Origin of the sequence: Ktedonospora formicarum (genome assembly GCF_016587355.1) — a bacterium.
GTDB lineage: Bacteria > Chloroflexota > Ktedonobacteria > Ktedonobacterales > Ktedonobacteraceae > Ktedonobacter > Ktedonobacter formicarum.
The window spans coordinates 14,247-38,501 of record NZ_BNJF01000011.1; the positions used below are offsets into that span (position 1 = coordinate 14,247).

24 protein-coding genes and 1 pseudogene are annotated in these 24,255 nt (G+C 53.1%); 10 read left to right on the top strand and 15 right to left on the bottom strand.

Going from position 1 to position 24,255, the window contains the following annotated elements; genetic code table 11:
- The first annotated feature begins 425 nt into the window (after window positions 1–425).
- Together K3T82_RS45630 and K3T82_RS45635 are read left to right on the top strand one after the other, a co-directional pair.
- The gene (locus tag K3T82_RS45630) at window positions 426–1,556 is read left to right on the top strand and encodes an IS701 family transposase (protein ID WP_220200110.1); all 1,131 of its coding nucleotides are present in this window, start codon (window positions 426–428) and stop codon (window positions 1,554–1,556) included.
- A gap of 23 nt (window positions 1,557–1,579) precedes the next feature.
- Window positions 1,580–2,041 (top strand): transposase, encoded by a 462-nt coding sequence (locus K3T82_RS45635; protein WP_220200111.1) that lies wholly within the window; start codon window positions 1,580–1,582, stop codon window positions 2,039–2,041.
- Window positions 2,042–2,095: 54 nt separating this feature from the next.
- Here K3T82_RS45635 and K3T82_RS45640 read toward each other — a convergent pair whose 3' ends face one another.
- The gene (locus tag K3T82_RS45640) at window positions 2,096–3,265 is read right to left on the bottom strand and encodes a hypothetical protein (protein WP_220200112.1); all 1,170 of its coding nucleotides are present in this window, start codon (window positions 3,263–3,265) and stop codon (window positions 2,096–2,098) included.
- 199 nt (window positions 3,266–3,464) lie between these two features.
- Here K3T82_RS45640 and K3T82_RS45645 point away from each other — a divergent pair, with 199 nt between their 5' ends.
- Window positions 3,465–3,815, top strand: a complete 351-nt coding sequence (locus tag K3T82_RS45645; protein WP_220200113.1) for a hypothetical protein — start codon at window positions 3,465–3,467, stop codon at window positions 3,813–3,815.
- Between the two features lie 101 nt (window positions 3,816–3,916).
- Here the strand turns inward: K3T82_RS45645 and K3T82_RS45650 are convergent, their stop codons facing one another.
- From K3T82_RS45650 to K3T82_RS45665, 4 genes are all read right to left on the bottom strand, one after another.
- Window positions 3,917–4,879: a leucine-rich repeat domain-containing protein gene (locus K3T82_RS45650; RefSeq protein ID WP_220200114.1), complete on the bottom strand. Its 963-nt coding sequence runs from the start codon at window positions 4,877–4,879 to the stop codon at window positions 3,917–3,919.
- An 88-nt stretch (window positions 4,880–4,967) separates the two neighbouring features.
- Window positions 4,968–5,903, bottom strand: coding sequence for a hypothetical protein (locus tag K3T82_RS45655; RefSeq protein WP_220200115.1), 936 nt, complete (start codon window positions 5,901–5,903; stop codon window positions 4,968–4,970).
- Between the two features lie 326 nt (window positions 5,904–6,229).
- On the bottom strand, window positions 6,230–6,661 hold the full coding sequence (locus K3T82_RS45660; protein WP_220200116.1) for a YxiJ-like family protein: 432 nt from the start codon (window positions 6,659–6,661) through the stop codon (window positions 6,230–6,232).
- A gap of 119 nt (window positions 6,662–6,780) precedes the next feature.
- A complete protein-coding gene (locus K3T82_RS45665) occupies window positions 6,781–7,230 on the bottom strand; it encodes a DIP1984 family protein (RefSeq protein ID WP_220200117.1) in 450 nt (149 codons plus the stop codon).
- Between the two features lie 386 nt (window positions 7,231–7,616).
- On the opposite strand from K3T82_RS45665, the gene K3T82_RS45670 reads away from it, so the two are divergent.
- Window positions 7,617–7,904 (top strand): hypothetical protein, encoded by a 288-nt coding sequence (locus K3T82_RS45670; protein ID WP_220200118.1) that lies wholly within the window; start codon window positions 7,617–7,619, stop codon window positions 7,902–7,904.
- A 283-nt stretch (window positions 7,905–8,187) separates the two neighbouring features.
- Window positions 8,188–8,787, top strand: coding sequence for a hypothetical protein (locus tag K3T82_RS45675; RefSeq protein WP_220200119.1), 600 nt, complete (start codon window positions 8,188–8,190; stop codon window positions 8,785–8,787).
- A 287-nt stretch (window positions 8,788–9,074) separates the two neighbouring features.
- Here K3T82_RS45675 and K3T82_RS45680 read toward each other — a convergent pair whose 3' ends face one another.
- Complete coding sequence (locus K3T82_RS45680) at window positions 9,075–9,458, bottom strand: hypothetical protein (RefSeq protein WP_220200120.1); 384 nt, start codon at window positions 9,456–9,458, stop codon at window positions 9,075–9,077.
- A gap of 162 nt (window positions 9,459–9,620) precedes the next feature.
- Here K3T82_RS45680 and K3T82_RS45685 point away from each other — a divergent pair, with 162 nt between their 5' ends.
- The 3 genes from K3T82_RS45685 to K3T82_RS45695 all read left to right on the top strand — a co-directional run bounded on the left by K3T82_RS45685 (window position 9,621) and on the right by K3T82_RS45695 (window position 10,851).
- Entirely contained in the window at window positions 9,621–9,989 is a 369-nt protein-coding gene (locus tag K3T82_RS45685) for a hypothetical protein (protein ID WP_220200121.1), read from the top strand.
- 32 nt (window positions 9,990–10,021) lie between these two features.
- Window positions 10,022–10,330 (top strand): transposase, encoded by a 309-nt coding sequence (locus tag K3T82_RS45690; protein WP_236031943.1) that lies wholly within the window; start codon window positions 10,022–10,024, stop codon window positions 10,328–10,330.
- Between the two features lie 122 nt (window positions 10,331–10,452).
- A complete protein-coding gene (locus K3T82_RS45695; protein ID WP_220200123.1) occupies window positions 10,453–10,851 on the top strand; it encodes a hypothetical protein in 399 nt (132 codons plus the stop codon).
- On the opposite strand, the gene K3T82_RS45700 is transcribed toward K3T82_RS45695, so the two are convergent.
- The 4 genes and pseudogenes from K3T82_RS45700 to K3T82_RS45715 form a co-directional block, all read right to left on the bottom strand.
- Complete coding sequence (locus K3T82_RS45700) at window positions 10,848–11,084, bottom strand: hypothetical protein (RefSeq protein WP_220200124.1); 237 nt, start codon at window positions 11,082–11,084, stop codon at window positions 10,848–10,850. The two genes, K3T82_RS45695 and K3T82_RS45700, sit on opposite strands and share 4 nt — an antisense overlap.
- A 1,007-nt stretch (window positions 11,085–12,091) precedes the next feature.
- The gene (locus tag K3T82_RS45705) at window positions 12,092–13,273 is read right to left on the bottom strand and encodes an alkaline phosphatase family protein (RefSeq protein ID WP_338001106.1); all 1,182 of its coding nucleotides are present in this window, start codon (window positions 13,271–13,273) and stop codon (window positions 12,092–12,094) included.
- Window positions 13,274–13,494: 221 nt separating this feature from the next.
- A pseudogene (locus K3T82_RS50760) lies at window positions 13,495–13,707 on the bottom strand (alkaline phosphatase family protein); the annotation flags it as partial.
- Window positions 13,708–14,054: 347 nt separating this feature from the next.
- On the bottom strand, window positions 14,055–14,192 hold the full coding sequence (locus tag K3T82_RS45715; protein ID WP_220200126.1) for a hypothetical protein: 138 nt from the start codon (window positions 14,190–14,192) through the stop codon (window positions 14,055–14,057).
- An 870-nt stretch (window positions 14,193–15,062) separates the two neighbouring features.
- On the opposite strand from K3T82_RS45715, the gene K3T82_RS45720 reads away from it, so the two are divergent.
- Window positions 15,063–16,787: a DUF6585 family protein gene (locus K3T82_RS45720; protein ID WP_220200127.1), complete on the top strand. Its 1,725-nt coding sequence runs from the start codon at window positions 15,063–15,065 to the stop codon at window positions 16,785–16,787.
- A 76-nt stretch (window positions 16,788–16,863) separates the two neighbouring features.
- Here the strand turns inward: K3T82_RS45720 and K3T82_RS45725 are convergent, their stop codons facing one another.
- The 4 genes from K3T82_RS45725 to K3T82_RS45740 all read right to left on the bottom strand — a co-directional run bounded on the left by K3T82_RS45725 (window position 16,864) and on the right by K3T82_RS45740 (window position 19,698).
- A complete protein-coding gene (locus tag K3T82_RS45725) occupies window positions 16,864–17,217 on the bottom strand; it encodes a hypothetical protein (protein WP_220200128.1) in 354 nt (117 codons plus the stop codon).
- 126 nt (window positions 17,218–17,343) lie between these two features.
- A complete protein-coding gene (locus K3T82_RS45730) occupies window positions 17,344–17,967 on the bottom strand; it encodes a hypothetical protein (protein WP_220200129.1) in 624 nt (207 codons plus the stop codon).
- Between the two features lie 449 nt (window positions 17,968–18,416).
- Window positions 18,417–18,584: a hypothetical protein gene (locus K3T82_RS45735; protein ID WP_220200130.1), complete on the bottom strand. Its 168-nt coding sequence runs from the start codon at window positions 18,582–18,584 to the stop codon at window positions 18,417–18,419.
- A gap of 670 nt (window positions 18,585–19,254) precedes the next feature.
- Window positions 19,255–19,698, bottom strand: coding sequence for a pentapeptide repeat-containing protein (locus tag K3T82_RS45740; protein ID WP_220200131.1), 444 nt, complete (start codon window positions 19,696–19,698; stop codon window positions 19,255–19,257).
- Between the two features lie 1,290 nt (window positions 19,699–20,988).
- Here K3T82_RS45740 and K3T82_RS45745 point away from each other — a divergent pair.
- Window positions 20,989–22,800 carry an integrase core domain-containing protein gene (locus K3T82_RS45745; RefSeq protein ID WP_220200132.1) on the top strand — a complete coding sequence of 604 codons (1,812 nt, stop codon included), beginning with the start codon at window positions 20,989–20,991 and terminating at the stop codon, window positions 22,798–22,800.
- 1,084 nt (window positions 22,801–23,884) lie between these two features.
- On the opposite strand, the gene K3T82_RS45750 is transcribed toward K3T82_RS45745, so the two are convergent.
- Entirely contained in the window at window positions 23,885–24,253 is a 369-nt protein-coding gene (locus K3T82_RS45750) for a hypothetical protein (protein ID WP_220200133.1), read from the bottom strand.
- Between the last annotated feature and the right edge of the window lie 2 nt (window positions 24,254–24,255).

Sequence of the window (24,255 nt, forward strand, 5' to 3'; positions counted from 1 at the left end):
CCTCTCACGAGCAGATGGCCGCGACACCACCCATACAACAAAACAACACCCCATCTTCTTCATCACCTTCCCAAGACACTTAATCATCACTCTTCCCCAACGGAAGGCTCGCTTATGCGAAAACCGCTTCTCTCTGATCTCCACTAGATCGTAAGCACACTTCTCATCCAGGCGGTGAGGACCAGATGGATATTGGCACGGAAAGCGCTCCTTTGGGCACAGACAAAAACTCTCCTGGTGAGAGGGCTCGCATACTTCTTCTGATACCATTCCGAAACACAACCTTAGTACTACAGCCCCACTTAGAGAGCGGATGTGATAGACTGCTGCCAGGAGGAATAGCAGATGATCACGGAAGCACAGGACCAGGAAGGCCCGATCCCTGAAGAAGTGGTACTCCAGTACACCCTCGAGGAGTTGGCCAGGTGCAGATTCGCATCGGGGCATATTTCCGCCGGGCCGAAGCCCGCAACAGGGCTGGCCGTTTCGTGCGAGCATTACTGTCTCCAGTCGAGCGCAAAAATGGGTGGCAGTTGGCCGAGGAACTGGGAGAGCGTAGTCCCCATGGAGTGCAGAGGCTCTTAGCCGAGGCCGACTGGGATGAGGAAGCCGTGCGCGATGAGTTGCGCCGCTACGTTGTGGATCACTTGGGGGAAGCCGACGGCGTGCTGGTGGTCGATGAGACTGGCTTTCTGAAAAAAGGGAAGAAATCAGCGGGGGTAGCCAATCAATACAGTGGGGCAGCTCACGGACTGGCCAATAGCCAGGTGGGGGTCTTTGTGTTGTATGCGAGCGCCTGTGGAGCCGCCTTTCTCGATCGAGAGCTCTACATCCCTGAGGAATGGCTCGCAAACTCCGTGCGCTCTCGGGAGGCGGGCATCCCTGAGGAACACACGCTCACCTCGAAAGGGGAACTGGCGCGTCGCATGCTGGCGCGCGCCTTTGCCGCAGGAGTGCCCGCGCAGTGGGTAGTGGGCGACACACTCTATGGCTACGATGAACTGCGCAATTGGCTGGAGGAACAGCACAAACATTACGTGTTGGCGATCCCGGAAACGCATCTGGTCTGGGTAAATGGGCGGCAACAGCCCGTTGGATATCTGGCAGCGCTCTTGCCACCTGAAGCCTGGACGGTGCTGTCCGCAGGGGAAGGAAGCCAGGGAGCACGGCTCTACGAATGGTCCTGGTTCCGGTTGCCTGAAGGAGGCGAGCCTCTCGATGGAGCAGACGAGAAGAACCGCGAGAGCTGCCAGGCACGGTTTCTGCTGCTACGGCGTTCGCTCTCCGATCCCAGCCACCGGGCGTACTACCGCGTGGCTGGCCCGGCCACACTCACGCTGCCGGAAGCGGTGCGCATCGCAGGCCGACGCTGGACCATCGAAGAAGGAATTGAAGAGGCCAAAGGCGAAGTTGGTCTGGATCAGTATGAAGTTCGCACCTACCGCGCCTGGCATCGGTTCATGACGTTGGCCCTCTTGGCGCATGCTGTGCTGGCCGTGGTACGGCATCGGACGCGCGAAAAAAAAGCTCCAGCGAGCAGCTTGGCCTCCCACTGAGTCTGGCAGAAGTGCGCCATCTGTTGCGCGGGCTCGATCTGGCCAAGGAACAGCGCGCCAGGATCGTGTGGTGGTCACGCTTCCGACGCACCCATCAAGCCCGCGCACGCGTGTGCCACCAGCAACGTCGCGCCCGTCAAGCTCCTCCTGTCGCGCCTCCCAACACACTGCCTCATCCGATCTCTTTGCCGAGTTTGCCCCAACTCACCGATGCCCTCTGGGAACAACTGTGTCCGCTGTTCGAGCCCGCGCAGTCCAAACGCGGCCGCCGAACGAAAGCGTGGCGCCTGCGAGTCGAAGCCGTCTTATGGATCACCCACACAGGTTCCTCTTGGCGCCACCTCCCCGAACGCTTTGGGCCGTGGGAGACCGTGGTTTATCATTATCGGCGCTGGTGTAAAGAAGGGCTCTGGGAGCGAGTTCTCCAGATCCTCCTCCCTCCGAACGAAGATTGTGCAGCTCGCCTCTCTCTTCCCGCTCCCTGACGAGCTAAGTGGGGCTGTAGTACTTAGTATCTACGCGTGTCCTTTTCGCTGTATTCAGGTACATTGAATATCATAGACTCCTAATTGACAGGTGGGGCAGAGAAAGAAGAAGAGGACTCCTGAACCATCGTTCTCACTATCAACGTCTCCTATCTCAACTTGTCCCAGATACAGCATGCACTGTTTACAGGAGGGGCATTGAGGGTAGTCTGGCTCTTGTACCCATTGTGGGAGGCCGCCGAGTTGCGAATTGCTCCCTATCCAGTACCGACCATATCGCCCTGTCGCGTGCCCTCGGTTTCCTAATACAACATGCTCTCGGGCCTGGAGGGTACATTCTTCCATACCTTCCCAGTAATGAGGGTTCAGGGGATATGGTGGGTGAGGGGTATGCTTACTCCAACCTCCATCTGTAAGGTTGCTGAAGATGTTTTCTTGCACAGAGCAGTTGATACAAAAGAGGAAACGAAGTCTGGGAATGTGCGTCGTCAGAAAAGAAAGTTTGTCCTCACTCTGGTCAATATCCAAGCCAGTCACCATTGGCCTTCCACACCAGCAGCAGGTTTGATCTATCTTCTGAAAGACCTTCATTGAGCCTGCCTGCTCCTCCTCAACAAGACCATGAGAGAGCAGTTCATAGCCGTCATGGAAGTAGAGATCGCGTACGGCTCCCTCTGTGGTGAATTCCCAGCCTGCATACCGCGTGAAGCTTTCTATAGGTCTATCCGTAGATTGATACCATATTGGAGGGGTCAGCCGCCACGCACGAAACGTTTCGACAGCAACCTCATCACGTATCCATGCCAGGGCTGTTAACCATTTTCTTTTCATGTCTTTGTTTTTCGTCTCAAGAAGGCTGAGAAGCAGATCGCGAGTATCAGCTTGAGCATCCTGAAAGACAAGTCCAGAATCAAAGAACAGATTCTGTTCGAGGATCTGTGGGTACACCTCTTCTAAGGCACCAGGAACATACTTGGCAAGCGCCTCGAGAATGGTATGGCACAGATACCGTTGCATAGAGGGTTTGTGCTCAACGAGCGTTATGGCTTGCCTTGCTATGGCTTGCCCTTGTTCTTTGCATAAGCCAGGATAGTTTGCTTCATCAGAAACAACTATACTGGCTTGTCGAAAAAGGGACTCGTCCTCATCAATAATGATCACATGGTGTGGCCCATCTTTGGTTCGTACACGGTGTAGGATAGATATAGCTTCGAGTATATTCAACGGCGAAGAATCCCTTTTTGCGATCACTATCAACAAACCTCTTGATTTGCCCTTCCAGAAATAGACACCTCATGCATATACACGAGTATATTCCATACAGATTGTTCTTTGCATTCCTTGATACATCCACACACACTGGGGTGCCCTTCATGATCTACTGGCACCCTTGAGCATTCTCTCCTGCACCTTCGTATGACTCATGCTTCCCGAAGTTTTCAAGAGGCCCAAACGACGCGTCACGCCCCAACTCCATGCCTTCCTCACAGCCCTGGCAAGCCTGCGTGAACGGGGACAGCCCATCCCTGATGCTCTGGCCCTGGCGCTTCCTGCCGAGGTCGTCTCCCTCCTACTGCAGGACATCTCACCCACCAACCTCCCGCGCCAGTCTCACAGCGTCATCTTCCATACCGTCAAGCTGGGACCCTATGTGCGCTCTCGCTGGAGCGAAGACGCTCACACCTCCACCATCAGCCTCAGCCTCCTCAACGACTCTCCTCCCTTCCCTTCACCCCTCAGGGCTTCTAACGCCTGTGCAAGCATACGAGAATGAACACGCTAACGTGCTTATCTTGCAGAGATCGCTACCATCGTTATGCATCTACTTCTACATCACCTCTCCTCCACTTGTTCGTGTTTCATGGTAGTGTTCTTTTAATTTCGTAAATAGGCCACAATGCCTGGTAATCCCTGCTGACAAACCTTTGCAGGAGGGATAGTAAGCGGGTTGCCATTTACATACAATTTGGTCAAACGAGGAAGCTTCGCTATGCCTGCCGGAAGTGTCACCAGTTTGTTACTTTGCACATCAAGCTCCTGCAGGGCGATGAGATCGCCTATTTCGGCTGGTAACGAAGTCAGATCATTCTTAGACAGAAGAAGACATTCGAGCGCTTTCAGCTTCCCTATTTCCGGCGGAATCTCTCTCAGATGATTGCCATCCACATCAAGTGCTCGCAATGCACCCAAGTTCCCAATTTCCGGCGGCAAGCTAGTCAACTGGTTGCCTTGCACATAGCATTCTTGTAAACGACGAAGCGTTCCTATTTCTGATGGGAAGGTCAGAAGGTCGTTGTGATCCAAACATAGCATTTCCAAAGCCACGAGATGACCTATCTCGCCCGGTAACTCCGTTACGTGATTCCCATAGAGATGCAACAATTGCAACTTTGTCAGCTGCCCCACTTCGCGAGGCAACTTCGTCAACCGATTGCATTGCAGAGAGAGATACTCTAATGCAGGAAGCCTCCCCACTTCGGGAGCCAATGTCGTAAGCAAGTTCCCATCCAAGACAAGACGCTTTAGCGCAGGAAGCCCACCCACTTCATGAGGGAACACCCTCAACTCGTTCTCGCTGAGATCAAGCTCTTGGAGAGCCGTCAACCTCCGTATGTCTGATGGGATCTCACGTAACGTATTCTCTCGCAGATGAAGCGTTCGCAGGGCAGTCAGCTCCCATACTTCTGATGGGACCTGTTTCAAACTCGCACCAGAGAGGTCTAACCGAATCACACGCCCTTGCTCGTTATACTCTCCACCCCCAATTGCCCCTCTGTGCTCCAAGAAACGAGACAACCGCTGCACCACCTTCTTATCATTCATCCTTTGTGGCGACATACGCTCCATTTTTCCTTCTTCACAAATGCACTAATCTGAAGGTCTCCAATGAGCATATTCATGCCAGTGCCTCCTTCTTGACCCTCCATCAGAAGGGAGGAAACGTCTCATCGTCGGTGGGAAGACCCTTCACGACTGGCATATGATATTCCTCAGGCAGCATGAGGGTATCACGCACACATCCTCTCCAGCTTGGATCAAGCCCACGCTCATCAGGCTCATTCCACAGGTCTCCATACTCAAAACGAAGGCCTTTGGAGCGCACCTGGATCCCCTCCGTCCTCCAGATCGCAAGGTCATCATATCGATGCCGAAAATAATAATTGACATCATAGGGCAAACCCACCAGGACCACTGGTGGAGACGCATGCACATCGATGACCTGCCCATCAGCCTCCACAAGCGCCTGGCGCGCTTGCTCAGACACAGCCCCCACCGTCATCCAGTAGATATGGGGATCTGGTTCTGTCCCCTCGCTTGGCTCACGTGGCAACAGAGAATCACGCTCCTCCACCGCAACCACCTCATCCTGCTCCACCACAATGCGACCATGTTCCCCCTGCTCCCCTTCATATTGCACTGATCCACTCAGATAGTATCCCCAGGGACGCAAAAAATGCTCTATCAGAAAGCGCAGCCACCCAACCGCACCGTAAAATTTCTCTTCACCATCCCACCCGATAGCCGTCCCGTGGAACTTCGGAACCCATTGACACCGAGACGAAGGAAAGTTGATCGCTTCCATCCTCCAGAGTCCTTCCTCCTCTGCCCTCCACCGTTCGCTGTCCTCCGCTGTCCTCAGTTGCGCGTCCAGGTCCTCATCGATCATCCCCGTAAAATACATCCCGCCTTCCCCCAAAGGTAACCCCACCAGCGCTCGCAACGGATCAGGGATACCACGGAGCAGTTCTTCGTTCCGTGGCACATGCCGCATCTCCGTAAAACGGCGCAGATACGCACTCTGCTCTGGCTGTAACGCCTTGTCAAGACCAAAAAAGCCTCGAAAGGTGCGGTCGTATCCCATGCAAACCTCCTTCTGTGTGCTTCTCCCCTCTCGTTCTTTCGTGCCACCACTTAAACGGTACACCATGGGAGAAGAAGGCGCTCACACCTCCACCATCGCCCTCGACCTCCTCAACGACTCTCTGCCCTTTTCCTTTACCCCAGGGCTTCTAACGTGACGGTAAGCATGCAAGAATGAGCATTGGCGCGCACGCCTCGGCGTTTCTGGAAAACGCCACTAGTGCCGACCAACATCGCCGATCACCAGATCCAAGCATCCCTCTGGGCGATCCACTCGGATTTAAGATGAAAGAGAAGCTCTTCTGCATCTCACGAAGAGTATGCATGCTAGAGCCTCTCTTTTGCTATTTGCTTACCGGAAGCTCGTTCGTAGAGATCAACAAGCTCTCTTTCTATTTCCTGCATTCTTTTTTCAAGAGCGTACATTTGAAAAAAGAATGCATAGTGAGGCAAAGCGTCTCGTAAGAAACGATACTGAGGAAACATGTCAAAGAAATCACCTCGCCGTAACCATTGAAGCTGGTAAGGAGGAATATGCGCAATCTTCCCCTTCACTATATAACTAGCAGTCCCCTCTATACCCGCACAATAGGTATTAAAATCGGGAGAAAGCTGATCCTCTTCTTCTGTTAAAGAGAGAAAGCAGGTTTGTAAAGCAGGATCTTTTCTCATGTTCCTCATATCTCGATATGGAAAGCCAGATGGCATCTTATGTAAGCACTCTTGCAGTTCTTTTCTTAAGGCATTTTCCGTTTCCATTGCTCAAATGCTCTCCTTCCATTCAATCTCATTGTGCACATCGTTCTTCTCCACGCCAACATGTAGGTGACTCTTAGCACATCTATAACAACCTTTTTCTCGGCTGTCTACAGAATCCATCACATCTCCACGAGATCCGTCTGCTCGTTCGTGGCCTGAATGGGTGTATCGAGTTCGCGGCGCTGGCGAACCAGGATATCGTCTTCCTGGCGCAACTGTCCAATAGGGGCCGTCGTTACCAGACGCACTTCGCTCGGGCTGTACCGTTCCATAGTGGTGGAGGCCGCGTCGAGCACGCTTTGCCGCAATGAGAGCAGGTCACGCCGGGCGATGGCAGTCGTGAACGATATGCCATCGGACAAGAGAGGGTGTAGGGCCTGGCGATTGATCTGTACCATCAGTGTCGAGAGTTGGGGAAGAACCTGCTCTCCCTTCTGACAGAGAACGGTGCGGTCTTCGGGTGGCGCATCGCCTTCTTGCACTTTTGGACAGTTCACCAGACGTTTACGAAGGAGTTCCATGCGCTTTTGCAGGTCCGCGCGCAGGACGAGGGCTTTAGCCAGTTTCATCAAGGGGCAGCCTTCTTGGGGAGATGTGAGGCAGGACATCAGCTATGTATGACTTTCATGCCTGCTTAGTCTACCATTGTTCTCTCCATTTGTTGCACAAATGGATTGTGTATGAACGTCATGTCGTTCGATGCACACCCTCGCCTAACCGGCCCTGCTTTTTGCCGACTGGCGACCGTGATGAAACCGAGAAGTATGCTTGTGTTTCTGCTCGCCATTACGGCTTGTTTGCTGCATTCTGGATCTCCATATGCTACACTCTGTCCTGGAGTCGTTTCATTGTTTTTATTGGGCTCCTTTCTCAGGAAACGGAGAAAACCGTGATTTCTGAGAGAGGGACAAGCGCGAGGAGCACGAAGTCGCAAACGTGCTCGGAGTCGCACCCATTGATTCATCAATCCGCGATCCAGGAAGCGAAAGGGACAGACCCAGCTAAGCCGGAATCTCGATCCCACGAAGAGACAATACAGGTTCTCTTGCAACTGCATAAGCCACTCTTAATGGTCCTTGTCGTTGCATTAGCCTTTGTCCTTTCTTTCTCCAAGATTGAGGCACCGTTGTTTGAGCAGGTTGTTTGGATGGTTGGAGGCTATTGCGGCATTGAGGCAGGCGTCAGAGCGCTGGCAAAGCGTGTCCCTCGCCAGCAAGAATCACCACCAACGCAGATTGAATAGATCGAGAGAGGTTAGCTGCCCTGGCTGGCCTCTCTTTTTTCAATGGACAACCACAGGCCGGGGAACAGTCCCCTCATGCACGGCCCACAGGCGCAAAGATCTCTCACCTATAAACGCAGTCCAGAACTGCATCTTCATGCAATACAACAATGATGCAACACAGCCACGTTCCCTGAGGAACGTCCCAAAATCGCTTGTGGAAAGAGGAAACATGCTGCTAGAAGAAGGGAGCGAAGAAGGCCATCTCGCATGAATGGCTTGCACATTGCTCAGGGAAGATCAGATGCAAGAAGAGATTCACATCGCATTCACCTTCGGTGAAACGCTTGCCGCTAACCCACACCTCGCTGACTACTTTCATCGATTGCATTTCTCTCCATCAGGTTCTGTGGAAATGGCCGATGGAGCCGGACTCTCAATCCTTTCAATCGTGAGAGGGAAATACGCACTTCATCCCATTGATCAACACACAATCCAAGTCACCTTCTACGATCTGCGTGAGATGCATCCCTACAACAACAACAACCAGGTCCGCGAACTCGAGCCAAGCAGTGTCAAGGTGACTCGCGAGGAGGGGACGTTCGCATTTCGGCGCGTGTGGTGGGAGCGGCGAGATGAGGATGAAAGCCAATGGCCGTGTATGCTCTACTGGGCCAGATACGTTTTCGACCTCGATCCATTAGATCGACTCGCGAGCAATAGGCAAGGGAGCGCGTATCATCGTATCATGGTCGAACCTGACACCCGCTACTATTATTGCCAGGACGATCTGGATGCTGAGACGCTCACGCTCGCTGACCTCAACGACCTGGGAATTCCCCTGCAACCCGATGCCTCAGTTCGCGAAGCACAGAAAAACAAAATAGTTTGGGGTTACCGGTAGCTCATGCTATGCCTTCTTCACTCATCGGGAAACGGTTCCCCTCCACATGCTGTCTCGAACGGTGACCTGCTCCACACTCTGTCTTACAAGCAGACCATCATGGGCAAAACACCGTTGATAGCCTGCCATTCCTAAGATACCGAACTGCGCGAGAAGCAACGCGAGAGAGATCTTCTGTATGGGAAAATAGCCGCCAGAGGTCTGTCCTCTCACTACGAGACAACAGATGCCTCAAGAAACTCTCTAGCAATTGCACACAGACTCAGATGAAGCCTGGCAAAAGACGGTTAGGCAGAGTGGGCATTTTCACCCACTAGTTGTGCTTCAAAACTTCGGCTGTAAAATGAAAGCACCTCTTCTTCCCGGTCGATAACACGGTATCTTAGGTATTCCCACTGATCATTGCGTAAAGAGCGAATGACGAGTGGGAGTGTCAGATAACCAGCGCCCGCTTGTAATTGAAGCTCCTGAACATCGTCGAAAACGAGACGAAGTTGGCGACGATCATCACTTACTCCAGTACCGAGCCAGATTTCTACAGACAAGCTATATTTGCTGCTGTATGTATCAATCCATATCTCTTGTTGTCGGAGGTCAAGACGCTCAAACAGATCAAAGTAGCTGGGGTGAAGAGACAAGTAGTGGTCAAGTGCTTTATCGCTGTGTTCCATCTGTGATTTCCCTTTGCTGCGTTCTGCCTTGTATCCTACGTCTTTCGTTCTTATCTGGCAAGCGTTTCGTCATCACTGATACTCTTTGGAAATGATTGATAGCTACTCAGGCTCTAAGAGGCAAGAGAGAAACTGGTCCAACGGTATGAGGCAGTGCAGAAATTGGTGAAAGAAGGCGTCAGTCATCGAGAAATTGCACGACGACTGCACATGCATCGTGAGTCCGTCATCCGCTATGCCAGAGCTGATCACTTTCCCGAAAAACCGCAGCAGTCGCCTCGATCAGGAATTCTTGCCCCTTACGAGACCTATCTCGGCGCGCGCTACCAGGAGGGCTGTCACAACAAGATGAAACTCTGGAAGGAGATTCAAGCCAAAGGGTTTACCGGATCTAGAATGGCTGTGGTACGGTATATCCTGGGTTTACGCCAGCTCGAACAGCAAGGAACTGAGCTGGAACAAACAGCTCAAACCATTGCGCTTACCCTCGCCTGCTTGTCGGTTTGCTTCTCCATCACTCAAAGGATCTGACTTCAGAAGAACAGCAGGCTCTCACTCAAGCGTTGCAAGCACACGAACAGATCAAGCGTGGAGCGACGTTATTTCAGCAGTTTCTTCACATGGTTCGCACCCGACATGGAGAGGAGTTGGACAAGTGGCTTTATTCGGCTTTGCACGCTGGCATTCCAGAGTTGCGCTCCTTTGTCGTGAAATTGCGCCAAGATCAGAAGGCTGTCCAAGCTGGGTTGGTCCTCTCTTACAGCAATGGTGTTGTGGAAGGCCATGTCCACCGCTTAAAATATCTAAAAAGGCAGATGTATGGCCGGGCCAACTTTGATTTGCTTCGTCTGCGGGTGCTTCATGGCCCCTGATCATCAAAAGTGCGTCAGACCCGGTCTTAGGGGTTCAATCCAGTGGTAACCTGTTACCACCCACTCAGCTCTGTCCTCCTTCCCTTCTCTCCACTCCTGGCAACTGGTTGCCAGCAAGCCTCATGACACAACCTCTCTCGCTCAAGACGGCCCTGACGAGGACACTTCTCTCTTCTCATTGGACAGCCGTTTCCACCATCTCTCTTGGTAACCGTTACCACCCCATATTCCCTCACTCTTCTCTTCATGCGAACCGCACTCACCAGAAGCAAACCCACAAGAGTGGTGACCTGTTACCACTCTCTCATGACATTTGTACGCATGACAGGATGAGTCACCAGCGAGAGATCGAGCATCCATCAAAGGACAGTTGCTACGAGATCTCCAGACGTGCCAGCATGAAAGAACAGCCCTTGAGCGCTTGCATCTTTCGAGCGCAGGGCTTCAAAGGGCAAGAGCACGTAACGCCGCGTGCTCTTGCCCTTTGTGTCTCCTCACCCATCAACATTGCGCCAACCTAGACCTCCCCCACGATCACCTCCGCTTTCACTTCGACTGGAAAGGGCGTCTCATCCTCCAGCACATAGATCAGCCCCAGTCTTCGATGCACATACTTCCACATCACGTTCCCTTGGGTCCGATCGATGAGCCTCACCTGCTCCCCTATCCCATACCGTCCCTCATCTGTCAGTGGGCCGTAGACCTGCGAATACTGCCGGTAGATCCACATCCTTCGTTCTACATCCTTCCGCATCGCGTCCATGCTCTCCTTCCTACGCTGCTACTCGCTTTGCTTCTCTGACGCTTCCTTGCGCCTTTTTCTCCTCTCACACTATCACATCGCAACATGCCCTTGTCAACCGCCAGCCCAGAGCCAAGGGAGACGCTCTTGTGATGCGCTCACCGAGAAGCGCTTCGCTGCGAGGCACCTGCTCCTCCCCAGCATCTCTCGCATCTTCCTCGCTATGCGTTCGCATCCGTTCAGTAAAGAATGGTTCGCAGTATCGCCAGGTCAACCAACAACGGGTTTCCCGTCCATGCGAGCCTCCAGCCAGCCATGCTTTTGCCTTCCTTTTTCTCGACGCCAGTGCCACAGCTGGCTCACCTTGATAACCCCTGATTCCACAGTGCCCCTGCAACCCTGAGGCGATTCTGCCAGCCACAGAACCTGGATAACATCAATATCCGGGCTCACTTGGTGTTCTCTTGCATTCGGTACCGAATTCGGTACTGTGGCTTCAACGGAGGCGCCTGTCGTGTGGAGTTTGCCCCTGATACTACCTGAGGTGAGAATGGGTGAGTAAGCTGGTTGTGTTTGCAAAAGCGTGCTCTAGCGATGAGAGAAGGGAGGTCCAGTATGCCAAAGTGTGACGAGTGCCACAAAGGTCATGTACACAGTTTTTGCTTGGTATGTGGTCTCTACCTCTGCGGTGACTGCATCTCTAGAAACTGCATTCCACACCATAAGTACCGTCTGGTTGCCATTCCCGACCCTCTACAAAGTGGTCAATTCGGAGAGCTTTACAATCCCCTCCATACTGCCAACTTTGTCATCGCCGACGGGAAGACCTGGCTGTGGTGCGAGCGCCCAATGACAATGATATTCTTGTCTGGGCTTGTCCAAACTGTCTACAATCCAAGGCACTCACTACGGTAAACCCCATTCGTTATCGATAGCTCACAGGAAGACGAGAGGAGACCCCGCCAGCCAGGGAAGGCATGGTAGGGTCTCAGCCCTCTCGGAAGCGTGAAGATGCTGATCTAGGGAACCAAGCTTCGCTGATTCGCCTCCCATTGCGCCATACGTAATCGAATGTACTCGTTATACTCATCCTCTGTCTGCAGAGCAGGCATGACGTGATGCGTATTCCCCAGCCTATCTGGGATTGGCAGTTGTGCAATATACTCCGCGTGGACCTGCTGAAGGTGAGAGAGGCCCGTCGCACCGGGGTGACAGTCGGGCGCTGACGGCACAACGACGGTTTGGAGCGGGTTGTCAGTGCGCGCGTTGCTCGGATCACGGGTCAACACATGCCCGACACTTGAAGCGGCAGCGTCGCGTTCAGTCAGAGGTGGCAGATGCCATTGATCCTCGATGGTCCTGAGAATCGAGGTGTGATCAAAGGGGGGATTACCATTGTCAAATTGCCGACAGACGGTTCTGGGCTCGATAAGCGGCGATACGAGAACCGCCGGAACGCGAACGCCAAAGCGCGTAAAATCGAATGGCTGATGCTTAGTCGACAGATCCGTGTAACCGTCGTTTGGGGGTTTTAACTGAGGATGAGGCCATGGCCAGACATGGTCATAGCAACCCCCATGCTCATCATAGGTGATAATAAAAAGCGTCTGCTTCCACACCTCCGGATCGCTGCGTAGGGCATCATAAACAGCTTTAATGAGCAGTTCGCCTCTATCAACATTATAGTTTGGGTGCTGGCAATTCCCGTGAATACCGAAATCTGGCTCAATAAACGTATATTCCGGGAGATCATTGCTACGGACATCCTGTTCCAGATTCGCCGCCAGCTTACGAGAATCAGTCGAGTGTTGCACACCGAGGGGCTTATTCTTCTTTCCCTCTCCTTGGGATTTCATGGTATCTGCAAACATTGTCACAGCCTGGCATGTTCCTCCACCATGATACATTCTCCAATGTTTGCCACAGGCTTCAAGCATGCCAAAGATACTTGCAACCCCCGGCTTCTTTGGCTTCGATGGCACCTCAATGTAGCATCCCGTATGTTTAGAATCCTTCTCGTCGAACATTTGCCCCTGACAGCTACCAGCGCTAGCGAACGCCCTATTGGGCAAAGTCATCGTCGGCACCGAACTAAACCAATAATCGCAGACCGCATACTCGCGAGCCAGCGTCGAGAGGACCGGGAGCTGTTTGAGTGTAAAGATCTCCATGATGTTGGCTGCAACTGTGCCTGGTAACAAGGGTTGATGGTCAGTGTAGTGTTCGAGGTGGTGTTTGAAATCCTCAAAGAAATGCTTATTGCGCAGGCCTTGTCCCGCGTCTTTGTCATCGTTAGCAGTGAGAGGTGGATTATGCCCGGCGAGTCAGTATAGCCCTCACTTGGATTGGCTCCTGGCAAGCAATAGAGTGGTGGCTTGTCCGTTTTGGATACGAAGACAGAGGAGGCGGGATTTTTGACATCATTATTCTCATTCCCCGTAAGCCCTCCAAATTTCTGTGGATAACCCGTTCCTACATAATGCATCGGTGTATCATTCGCATAGAGAAAACCAAGCATGTGGTCGAACGACCGATTCTCAAGCATGAGAACCACAATGTGCTTGATGCTTTCCAGAGGACTGGGCATGGTGAACCCCCTTGGTTGTCGAGGAAGACAATACACACTGAAGGCCATCTGCCTCCAGCTTCCTTGTCGGCTTTCAACATGCTACCAGCACGCCTTGTTCTCTCAAGACGTTTCTCTGCCATCATAGGTCGTGGCCCTGCCCGGTCGGAGAAACAAGGGGCAACATCGCGGTTTTGTCCCTGGAAAGTGGGGATCTTTTTCCTCTCCCACGCAAGAGCCCTGAAAAGTGCTCACTCTTCGCGCAAATAACCAAAGGGGCCAGAGCTCTTCACCATTCGAACCTCCAGCCAGCCACGCTCTCGCCTTCCTTCTTCTCTACACCCGTACTGCAGCTGCCGAGAGAGGCTAAGCATCGTCTTCTGGCGCTCGTTCCTGCCCGATCCCCTGGCAGCGGCTCAACGCACCAACCAGCGTTTCCCCTCGTTCCCAGCAGGCCACCAGATCCAGGCAGGTGCTCCCTCATTGACCCTGAACGGTTCCTCTTGCAAGACACACCTCGCCTCTTCCGCCAGGTGCGCCACTTCCTCAAGCACCTGATTTACTCTCGTTACAGTACCTCAGAAATTGGTCCTTCTTCCATCACAGGACTCCTCCTCGAGCACTCACTCAGACATCTATTCACCGAGCTTTTCACGCGCATTCACGCCTGTTTCACCAAGCCATTCACCCCTCTTTCCCATTTCATACATACGAAATTCTTACTCCGAAAAAGAACCGTTCTCCTGCCCTGATCTCTCATTCTCCCCTCACCTCGCCAGCATTGCTCACTACTACGCCAGGGATAGAGAGCCAATCACTTCCCATTGAACACATTCCCTCAAGGACGCCTCTCACGAACAGAATGCCCATCCTTCTCCATCTCAGGCACGCTTTCCTCTTGAAAATCTATCCGATATGGTATATATTATTCAAAGGGATGGCAACGCCACAAACACAACGTCAATCAGAAGAGGATCTTGAAATAGTTGTAGCAGCTGCTGCTGCTTCGGCTGAGTACCATTTGCAAGCACAGAGAAAAGGAGCTTGAGGCAGGACACCAGCTTGTATCAGCGTCCAATATGACACAGCACGAGCACCAATAAACATGCCACATTCTCCGTAAGCCCCTTCACGCCCCTTCACTGGCTCATACACACCAAACCCTCCACATCCTTCACCATCGAGCAGAATTCCATCCACACGCAAATATTCCCACTCCCACACAGCGCCTGGCCCTTCCCTTTTCGCTTCTTCCCCTTACTTCAGCATATCCTTGTGATAACCTCTTTGGCTCTGGGCTCGCGTGTTTGGTAAATAGATGAGGATTGATGCGGATGAGGTAGGAAGCGTATACTATGGGAGCGCTTGCTTAGCGCTCGCTTATAGAACAGGGGAATAAAAGAATACACTTTGGAGGTGCAAGCATGGAGGCAGTGGATCCTCTAAGCCCAAGGGCGTACCAGGTCGCGGCGGAGAGCGGCCTGGGTGAGCCGCGTGCGGAGTTTCGCACTCAGAATCCGGCGGACTTGCCAACACTATGGCTGTATTTAGCGCTTGGTTTGCTTTTCGTGTCACTGAGTTGGTATGATTTCCAGCATGAAACCGTCTCATATGCATATGCGTTATCAGTGCCCCTGAATGATGGCATTGGTGTCTTCGCATTGTGTTTTGGCAGTGTTCTCACGCTCGGCAGTGTTCTGGGTATCGCCATCCGTTGCCAGCGCTGGCTGTGGGGTGAGGTTCGCCTGTATGTATGCGACGAGGGGATCGTTGGCGCGAACCGCAAGCACCTGAAGGACACGGTACGCCTGGATGAGATAACAGAGATTCGGCAGGCCGCAGTCGCTTCGAGGGCTGACAGGTCAGGGGATGGGGACGCTTTTCCCAGACTGGTGTCTATTTTCGCGACTAGGAACGGGAAGGAACACTCCCTGGCCGATACTGAAGGCGCTTTGCTGGTCCAACTGAAAACGGAGAGCGTGTGGCCGCAAGTGCTCGCGCGCTATCAGAGTGGAGAGTCTCTGCCGTTTGGCAGAGTGAGCCTCGCGCCAGATGGGATCTACATACACAAAGATGTACCTACAGGACGCTCCACAGGACATCACTGGCTGACAAAAATGCTCATTCGGCGCCTGGATCGTCAGGCGATCCTGAGCGGGGAAGGGATAGAGGCGGGCGAGCATTTTGTGCCCTGGGAAGCCGTCGAGATGCCCTGGATTGACATGAGCCACAACGTGTTCATCATCAGCCGCAAAGAGGGCCAGCGCCCATGGGCTGTCTTGCCCTGGCATCATATGACCAATGCCGCGCTGTGTCTTAAGCTGTGTGAGCAGGTGTTGGGTATGGCTGAACAAGAACCTGTAGTGGGCCAGCAGGAGACGTCACAACCTGGCACACTCGTGAGCAGCTATGGGTTACGCGCAAAAGGCCGCGAAAAAGGATTGTTCTGGTTCGCGGTCGCGCTGTACATTTGCCTGCTAGGGTTTGGAGGAACGTTTCTGATAGGTTCTAATGGGTCTTTGTATCTGCCTTTTCTTGGCATAACCTTTGTCATCATCGCTTTTCTGTCCTTGCCGGTTATCTTGTTTGGTGTGTTACGCGATCATAAGGCAGCTGTAACGCCCCTTCGTCGCAAGGTACGCGTGGATGTGTACGAGCAAGGATTTCGTTATCGTGAGGGGCGCGAAGAGCAGATGGTTTTCTGGACGGAGATTGAAAGCGTGCAGCGGCAGGCGACATCTACAGGGCAGAAGAAGTTTCCCATATATACAATTCGCCTGGTAAATGGAAGGAGCATGACGCTGAGCCCAATCATTGGAGATATTGACACGCTTGGCGAGCATATTGCTGAGGAGGTCACCAAGAGGCTCTACTCGCGCGCACTGGCCGACTTACAGGTGGGGAAACTACTGGTTTTTGCCGGGCTCGCAGTGAGCAGGGACGGTCTCAGTACGCGTGATTCCCAGATCGGTTGGCAGTGGATAGAAAGGGTCACACTAGATCTGGAAACGTTGCGCATTCAAGCCAAAGGAACTTCTCAGGCCTGGGCGCGCTTCCCCACCTCACAGATTCCGAATTCGGGCCTCTTGCTCAAACTCGTACAACACATCAAAGAAGAGCAGGGCCTTGCGATAGGCCTGGAGGCGTGAGCGGGGACGACCCATCCCTAAGACCCTGGCCCAGGCCCTTCCTGCCGAGGTCGTCGCCCTGCTCCTGCAAGAGACCTCACTTCCCGACCTTCCACGCCAGTATCACGAGGTGATCTTCCATATCGTACAGTTGGGACCCTCCGTCCGCTCTCGCTGGCGCGAAGACGCCCATACCTCCACCATCAGCCTCGGCCTCCTCAACGATTATCCACCCTTCCCCTTTACACCCCAGGGCTTCTAATCCCTGTGCGAGAACTGGCGCGCCCGACCACGAGCACACACATCCCTCACCTACACGCTCTTGGCGCAGATCTTCTCTAGAGCGCGCCAGCTCCTGCCGATGGCATCGACGCGCCAGACTGACCCTCTCACACTCACCTTCCTCCGCCTCTGCCCGCCATGTTTTCACCTGTTCTCTCACAGAGCTCACCGGTTCTTGCCTCTGCCATGCACCGTGTGCTCTCCTGCGGGCAGCTCTCTCGCCAGCGAGGCTTCACCCGCAGGAGAGCTTCCCCAGCAAAGACGCTCACTCTCATCACGAACGCTCTCAGATCACTCATCTCCACTTCAAACCCCGTTTGACATGCCACAACCGGTCCACTTCTTCCCGATCCAGCCACATCACATCGTGTTCGGCCTCAGAGATCCACTTGGCTCGTCCACGCTCCATCCATTCATGCAGCGTCTGCCGGGCGATCCCAATCTCCTTGGCTGCCTTCCCCACACTCACCAGCTGATCCGCTGGCAGGTATTCGTGGTAAAACTGCAACAGGGCAGCGTGGAGCAGTTGCCCCAGGTCCGTGTGCTGACACTGCCTCGGGTAGGACCACGCGTTCCCTCCAGCAGCCGACCCATACACCACCGCGCACACGGCATACACCTCTCGGCGCATGCCTCCCCGGATCACGACCTCCTCCTCCGACCAGGCCCAACGCTGCTTGCGTTCCGGTTCCTTCGCCGCCGGATACCCTTCCACATACTCGGCAATCCAGCGCAGCTGGCACCCAAGCGTGCTGGCATGCAGCGCCTCCATCTGCTCCTCTTGCGAGCGGTGCTTCGCTGCATCGCCTTGGGCAGGTTCTTCTTTCCCAGGAGGGTGAAGAGACCGCACCATCAGGTGGGCACGCTCATTCACCGCGTGCAGCGTCCGATCAATCACGGCTTGATGTTTCGGAGTCATACCTTCCTCTCCTTCACGCTTCAGCGATCCATCAGACAGGGCTGGAACCCTCCTCCCAGAGCCATTCCCTCCCTCCTTCACTGTTCTCAGGAGACATCAAGGGGTCTCACGCTCATACCCCGCTTCCCAGGCCGTCCCTGACACGTCATTTCTTGACAGAGACACACCTAGCGTTCACCTTCGACGAGCCACCATGTGCGATCCGTGGTGTCTGCTTCGCCCACATCCTTCATTCTGGCGGAAGCTCCAATCCCGCGTGCAGCGTCCAATCACTCACAACTTGATGCGCGAGGAGTCCTATGTGCCCCTTCACGCGCTCTCTGGGCGCTCCATCATAGAGGGCTGGAGACCTCGTTGTGACCCTCCTCACCCCATCCCTCGTCCTCCTGCACAGGAGGCAGCACTCGTCCTCACGCTCACACCCCACTTCCCAAGCTGTCTCAGACAGGTCATTTCTCGTCTGAGACACACGCTTGGGCGGACTCCTTCCAGGCACAACACGGACCACCACCACAGTTCGTAACGCCTGCTCCACGACATGCCTGCAGTGCCAGCATGGCACCACCCGCGGCGTTCCCTCCAAGCACCTCCGCGCCAGGCAAGATGCATCCACACATGGAGCCTTGCCTCCTGATCCTCTCTCGCGTGACCATGGTAGGGCATCCCGTGAACGTTTGGCCTCTTGCAAGCCCTGTCTCCCAAGCGCCATTTCTCCTGGCGTTTCCTGACAAACTTCGCCCTGGCGTCCGGTCTGCACAGGGCGTCTCATCAGGCGTTTCTCAGGCGCACAGGGCGTTTCTCCAGGCGTTTCTCAATGCACACAAAATGCCTGCTCAAATGCACAGAACATGCCCGAAACCAAGTGCCCACAGAGAACCACACGATGCAGAAACGTCATACACCATCTGAGCGCAAGAGCTCGCACAAAAAAAGAAAGAGTCAGGCTATGCTCTGTCAGTGCAAGAGAACCTGCCTCTTCCCAGCAAAAATGCTACGCCAGGCAAGCACACGCTCTTTGCTACTGACGAATGCGATCGGGTGCGCCAAGGTTTTTTGCAAACAGTGATGACATAGGCATGGCGGGAAATGATAAATAGCGTGAATGTTAGGAATCGGGTGTTGGCTGCCTGAACACATGGCTTCAGAAGCGGATCACGATGCCCAGCAACGGTAAATTCACGATGGGGATGCTCTCTGGCCTGTTGGTAGAAGGAAGCGCAGAGCAACGGTCGGCTGGCGTCGGCAGGAGGAGGGGTGCCCTCTCGAAGATCATCCTTCAACGCTCTCTTAAAGTCCTTTGGCTCCTGTCATGTCGGCTCCTGTGAGATCGGCTCCTTTGAAGCAGGCTCCTGTGAGGTTAGCTCCTGCGAGGTTGGCAAATGAGAGGTTGGCTCCTGTGAGATCGGCTTCTCTGAGGTTGGCTCCTTCGAGCGTGGCATAATAGAGCTTGGCGTGTGAGAGGTCTTCACCTCTGAGGTCAGCTTTTTCGATGTTGGCTCTGAAGAGCTTGGCTCCTTCGAGCGTGGCGTGTGAGAGGTCTGCACCTTCAAGGTCGGCTCCTGTGAGCATGGCTTTATTGAGGTCGGCTCCAGTAAGGTCGGCCCCAGGGAGGTCGGCTTCGGGGAGGGCGACTTCTTGGAGATCAAGGAGAATCGATGGATTCTGCTCTCTCCAGGCATTCCAAACCGGCACTCCCTGTTTGAGAAGATCAACAAGTTCCTGCTTGGCCATGCTGTGTTGCTCCTTGTTTCTTTGGTTCTTTGCAAGACAAAAAATGTGCCTCCGTCCTTTGAGGCATGACCGTCTTCTACTATACCACAAGGAAACGACTCAAAGCGAAGCATGGTTCACCTGCTCTCGCGGTCGCAGGCTGAGATCCATCACCAGAGTTTGTCGCCAGCTAAGTCCTTCACGGATTTGGGAGAGAGAACTGTTGAGATACCACATCACACTGAGGGTGCGCCACATCTTTTTGCACACGGGTGCACAGCTTGGTGGTGCTAACCTCTCTTTATACTTCTAGATAGGTACTTTTGCGCAGGAAGAACCATGCCTGCGTGCCCTTTCCTATGACGTGTATACGAAGTGAAGACGCCTTCCCAGATGAGGGGGAAGACGTCTTCACTGTTTGCGCTGAAAGGCGAGCGCGTAATTTCCTCTCATCAACCCCATGTTGGTATGCTCATTGTGTGCAAAAAGTTGTGCCGCACCCTCACACTGATAGGCTGTTTACGGTCGCGGTCTGTTGTCTGGAATCTGTCCCTTGCAAAAAAACTTGCCGCACCCAATGCGATCAGGATGCTTCAATTTGACAGGGAAAATTGCCTCAAGGTTTTTTCGCTCGAAGAACGCTTGTTTTCGCGACGTTTTTTCTCATTCGAGGCCAAGATATAGTCAATCGGCTGTTCCGCGAGAGCAAAGACCTGTTTCAAGGGGTTGCGCTACGTTAGCTGCCCCTCGTAGCAGAGTAGCGGGCAATACGGACATCCACGCTGTAAAAATGTTCGATACACATGAAAAACAAGTCTAGTCCTGCTTCAGCGGGGCTTTTCTTTTGCACCACAAAAAGGCGAGGTTGGCAGCCTCGCCTCTGAGTTGTAAACACGACTTTTGTCACGACTCTCGTTGCAACTCATCGAGAGGGCATGGTTCGACTTACATGCTGCCTCTCTACCCTCGTCCTACCACACCCAACAAGCGCATGCGTTCGGGATTACCCCTTGCGGCCCATCGCGCTATTGTACTGAGCTAGTATTAAGAACACTCCTGCTCTTCAATAGATGGACTAAAATTTGCATAAGCGTTCGATAACAGTAAAAGACGCAAAAGATATAGTTAAAAGTGACACCTCTTCTTGCCACTTAGCAGCTATTGTCAGGAAGTTGGCCGTAACGGCTAAGTTATGAAGTTATGTGTCAAATGACACACTCGCCCATCCACTCATTTCTATCCTCTTCTTTCACCTCTCGGGTACACTACGAGTACTATCTTCTCTCTTCAAGAAAGCGGAAGACGATCAGCATGCGGCTGCTTGCTGCGATACTCATTGATGCCGAAAATATCGCTCCTACAATGATAGGAGAACTCCCTGCGCTCTTCGCGCTTGAACAGCGTCACGGGGTCTCTCTCGTTGCCAAGCTAATCATTGGGAGAGCGCAGGCCCTCACTCCCTGGCACAGTTTCGTCAAGCGGCAACAGTTTCTCACCAAAACCCACTCTGGTGGGCGCAACGCGGCAGACCATCTTTTGCAGCGCGAAGCGATCACCATGGCTCATCAAGGGGTCCGCCGTATCTATTTGCTGACCAATGACAAAGGGTTTTCGAGCACCATCAGCCACCTTCAGTCGCTTGGATGTGAGGTGTTCGGGTTTGGCACCCTCCAGGAATCCAAACGCTTGCAAACGCATTGCGATCGCTTCATTTTTCTTCCCGTGACGTCCACTACTCATACGTGGAGCCAGCTCCACATCACAGGAGGTCCTATGTCTTCTATCGATCCTTGGTCAACGACGAGCACCCCTGAGGCTGAAAACACGCAGACAGCCCTGACCATTGTGCTGGCTACTTGGGACATCTGTTCGGGAAATCAGCCTGTTATGGACAATGAAATGAGCTTTCTTGCCAAGCACGTGAGATGCGTGTACAATCAACACTGCTCATTCTGTGTATGCACTCCAACCATATGCCATTTTTACAAAGAAGAGGTTCTATTTGTGTGGTGGGTATTTTCCTCGGTCAAGCGATGCATGTCTTTCAACTTCCAAACATTTCTCGAACGCGTTCTCTGTTGGGTCAAACCATCGGCAACCTCCCTTGTGCCCGGTACGCTTGCCGATCTGACCAAAGGGAAATTGGAACTGCTGGCGGAAAATGCGCTCTTACGGCAGCAACTGATCATTCTCCGTCGACAAGTCAAGCGACCGACCTACCGCAAGACGGACCGGCTTCTCCTGGTGCTTCTTGCCAGGATGGCCCGAACCTGGAAACAGGCACTCTTCCTGGTCCAGCCAGAGACGCTCTTGCGCTGGCATCGTGAACTCTTCCGTCTGTTCTGGAAGCGCAAAACGAAGGCATGCGCGAGAAAGTCAAAGCTCTCACCTGAGACGATCTGCTTGATCAAGGAAATGGCAGTGAAGAATCGACTTTGGGGAGCGGAGCGTATTCGGGGAGAACTGCTCAAGTTGGATATTCGCGTGAGCAAACGAACCATCCAGAAATATATGAGGCCCATTCGCCGGAGACGACCGAATGGGCAGAGTTGGAAAACGTTCTTGCGCAATCACGCGGCAGGCGTGTGGGCCTGTGATTTCTTACAGGTGACTGATCTCTTCTTCCGCCCACTTTTTGCTTTTTTCATCATCGAACTCCAGTCGCGCCAGGTGATCCATGTGAACGTGACGCGATCGCCGACCGATCTCTGGGTCGCGCAACAACTGCGCGAAGCGACTCCGTATGGGCAAACACCCAAGTATCTGATCAGGGATAATGATCGTAAATTCGGGCCGAATTTTGCTCGCGTGACTGCAACGAGTGGGATCAAGGTGCTTCGCACACCATACCGAACGCCGCGTGCCAATGCTGTGTGTGAACGCTTTCTGGGAAGTGTGAGGCGAGAATGCTTGGATCATTCCCTGATCTTCCATGAGAAGCAACTCCATCAGCGCCTCAATGCCTATACGGTCTACTTCAACCAGGCTCGACCCCATCAAGGACTGGGGCAACGCATTCCGGTGCCATCGGTTCCGTCTGCTTCTCTTCTGAAGCCTCCAAACCGGGTGATCGCCATTCCCATGTTGGGTGGGTTACACCATGACTACCGGAGGGCCGCCTAAATAGCCAAAAGCCAGAGAAAAGAGAAGATGTACGAATGTGTTTCTGTGCAGTCTGACCCTTTGCCTCATTGAGCAAAGAGAACAAGTCCTCTTGCCTCATTGCAGAGGTCTGGCGTGCTAACGATGGAGTGTATCCACTTGAGATAAACCCTTTCCGTGCTTTTTCTGCCTCTCGTTTCTTGGCATGGGTCAGAGATTTTGGAACGGATATGCTAAATATCCAGCACAGTTCATTCTGCATGTCTATCCCTCCAAAATCTCAATTGTTATTTTAACACAACCATTGGAGAAGGAGATGAAGCGCTTCCCTGATACACAAAATCTCATCGAACTTCCGCTCTCGCCAACCGATTATCGATGCTACTGGTTGGGGTAAGGTCTTCTTTGTCTCCAAACGACGCGTTCTCCCGAACTCCATGCCTTCCTCAAGGTCCTGGCAAGCCAGCGTGAACGGGAGCTATCCATCCCTGATGCCCTGACCCAGGCCCCTGCCGTGGTCGAGCCCCTGCTCCTCCAAGGAATCTCACCCACCACTCTCCACAACTCGCAACTTCACAACTGCACAACTGGCGCCCACTTGACTTTCCCCCCAATATCAGGTACAATTGTTATATCGTTTGTAACGGGCCACATCTTGTGGTCTTTCTTTTTGCCTTCTTCCATCATTCCCTTTCTTCATACACCTCTCTGGCACCATGATATCTCTCAGCCAACCCCACCATTGCCTCTCTTCCTCTCCCTCAACGCCACAAAAAAAGCCAGCTTCACCGCTGCCAACCACTCTCTCCCCACAACGACACATCGACATACGTGGTTCCCTGTAACCACACTTCCACGGCTCACTCATCTCATCACAGCAACTTGTACACATGACCACATAATCCACCTGGCAAGCACACAAATCCTCGATCATCTCATCATCACCGCCAGCACCATGCCACTGCCAACTCGCGTCGCCACCAACACACCTCTTGACGCAGATCTTCCCAAGGTCGCTCCAGCTCCTGCCGAAACATCACACGCGCCTGGCAATCCCCTCGAACGCGAAAAAAGATTCTTGATATTGGTACAACATAGAAGCATGTTAAGAAATGACCCAGTTGACGCTTTCCGCCTCGATTTGGAGAAACTTTACGTCTTCTGTCCCCTGATTTGATGTTGTAAAGAGAATGAATTCTATGATTTCTTTCCCAGGTTTCGCTGATGGAAGAAGACGAGCATCGTGAATTTCATCTTGTTCACAATCAAGAGAACCCGTACTGACACTATAGTGAGAAACGCCTGTAAACACAAAGGTGAGAGGCATAGGATCGCTCTTGATTGGGAATGGCCATTGCCCATCATCGCAAATATCCACCTCTAATGTTAGCTTGCCTTGCTCAGGGAAATACTGGAGGCTGTTTATTGGGCTATCATGTAAACTATAGTGCTCTTGAAATGCACTCAATCTCATCA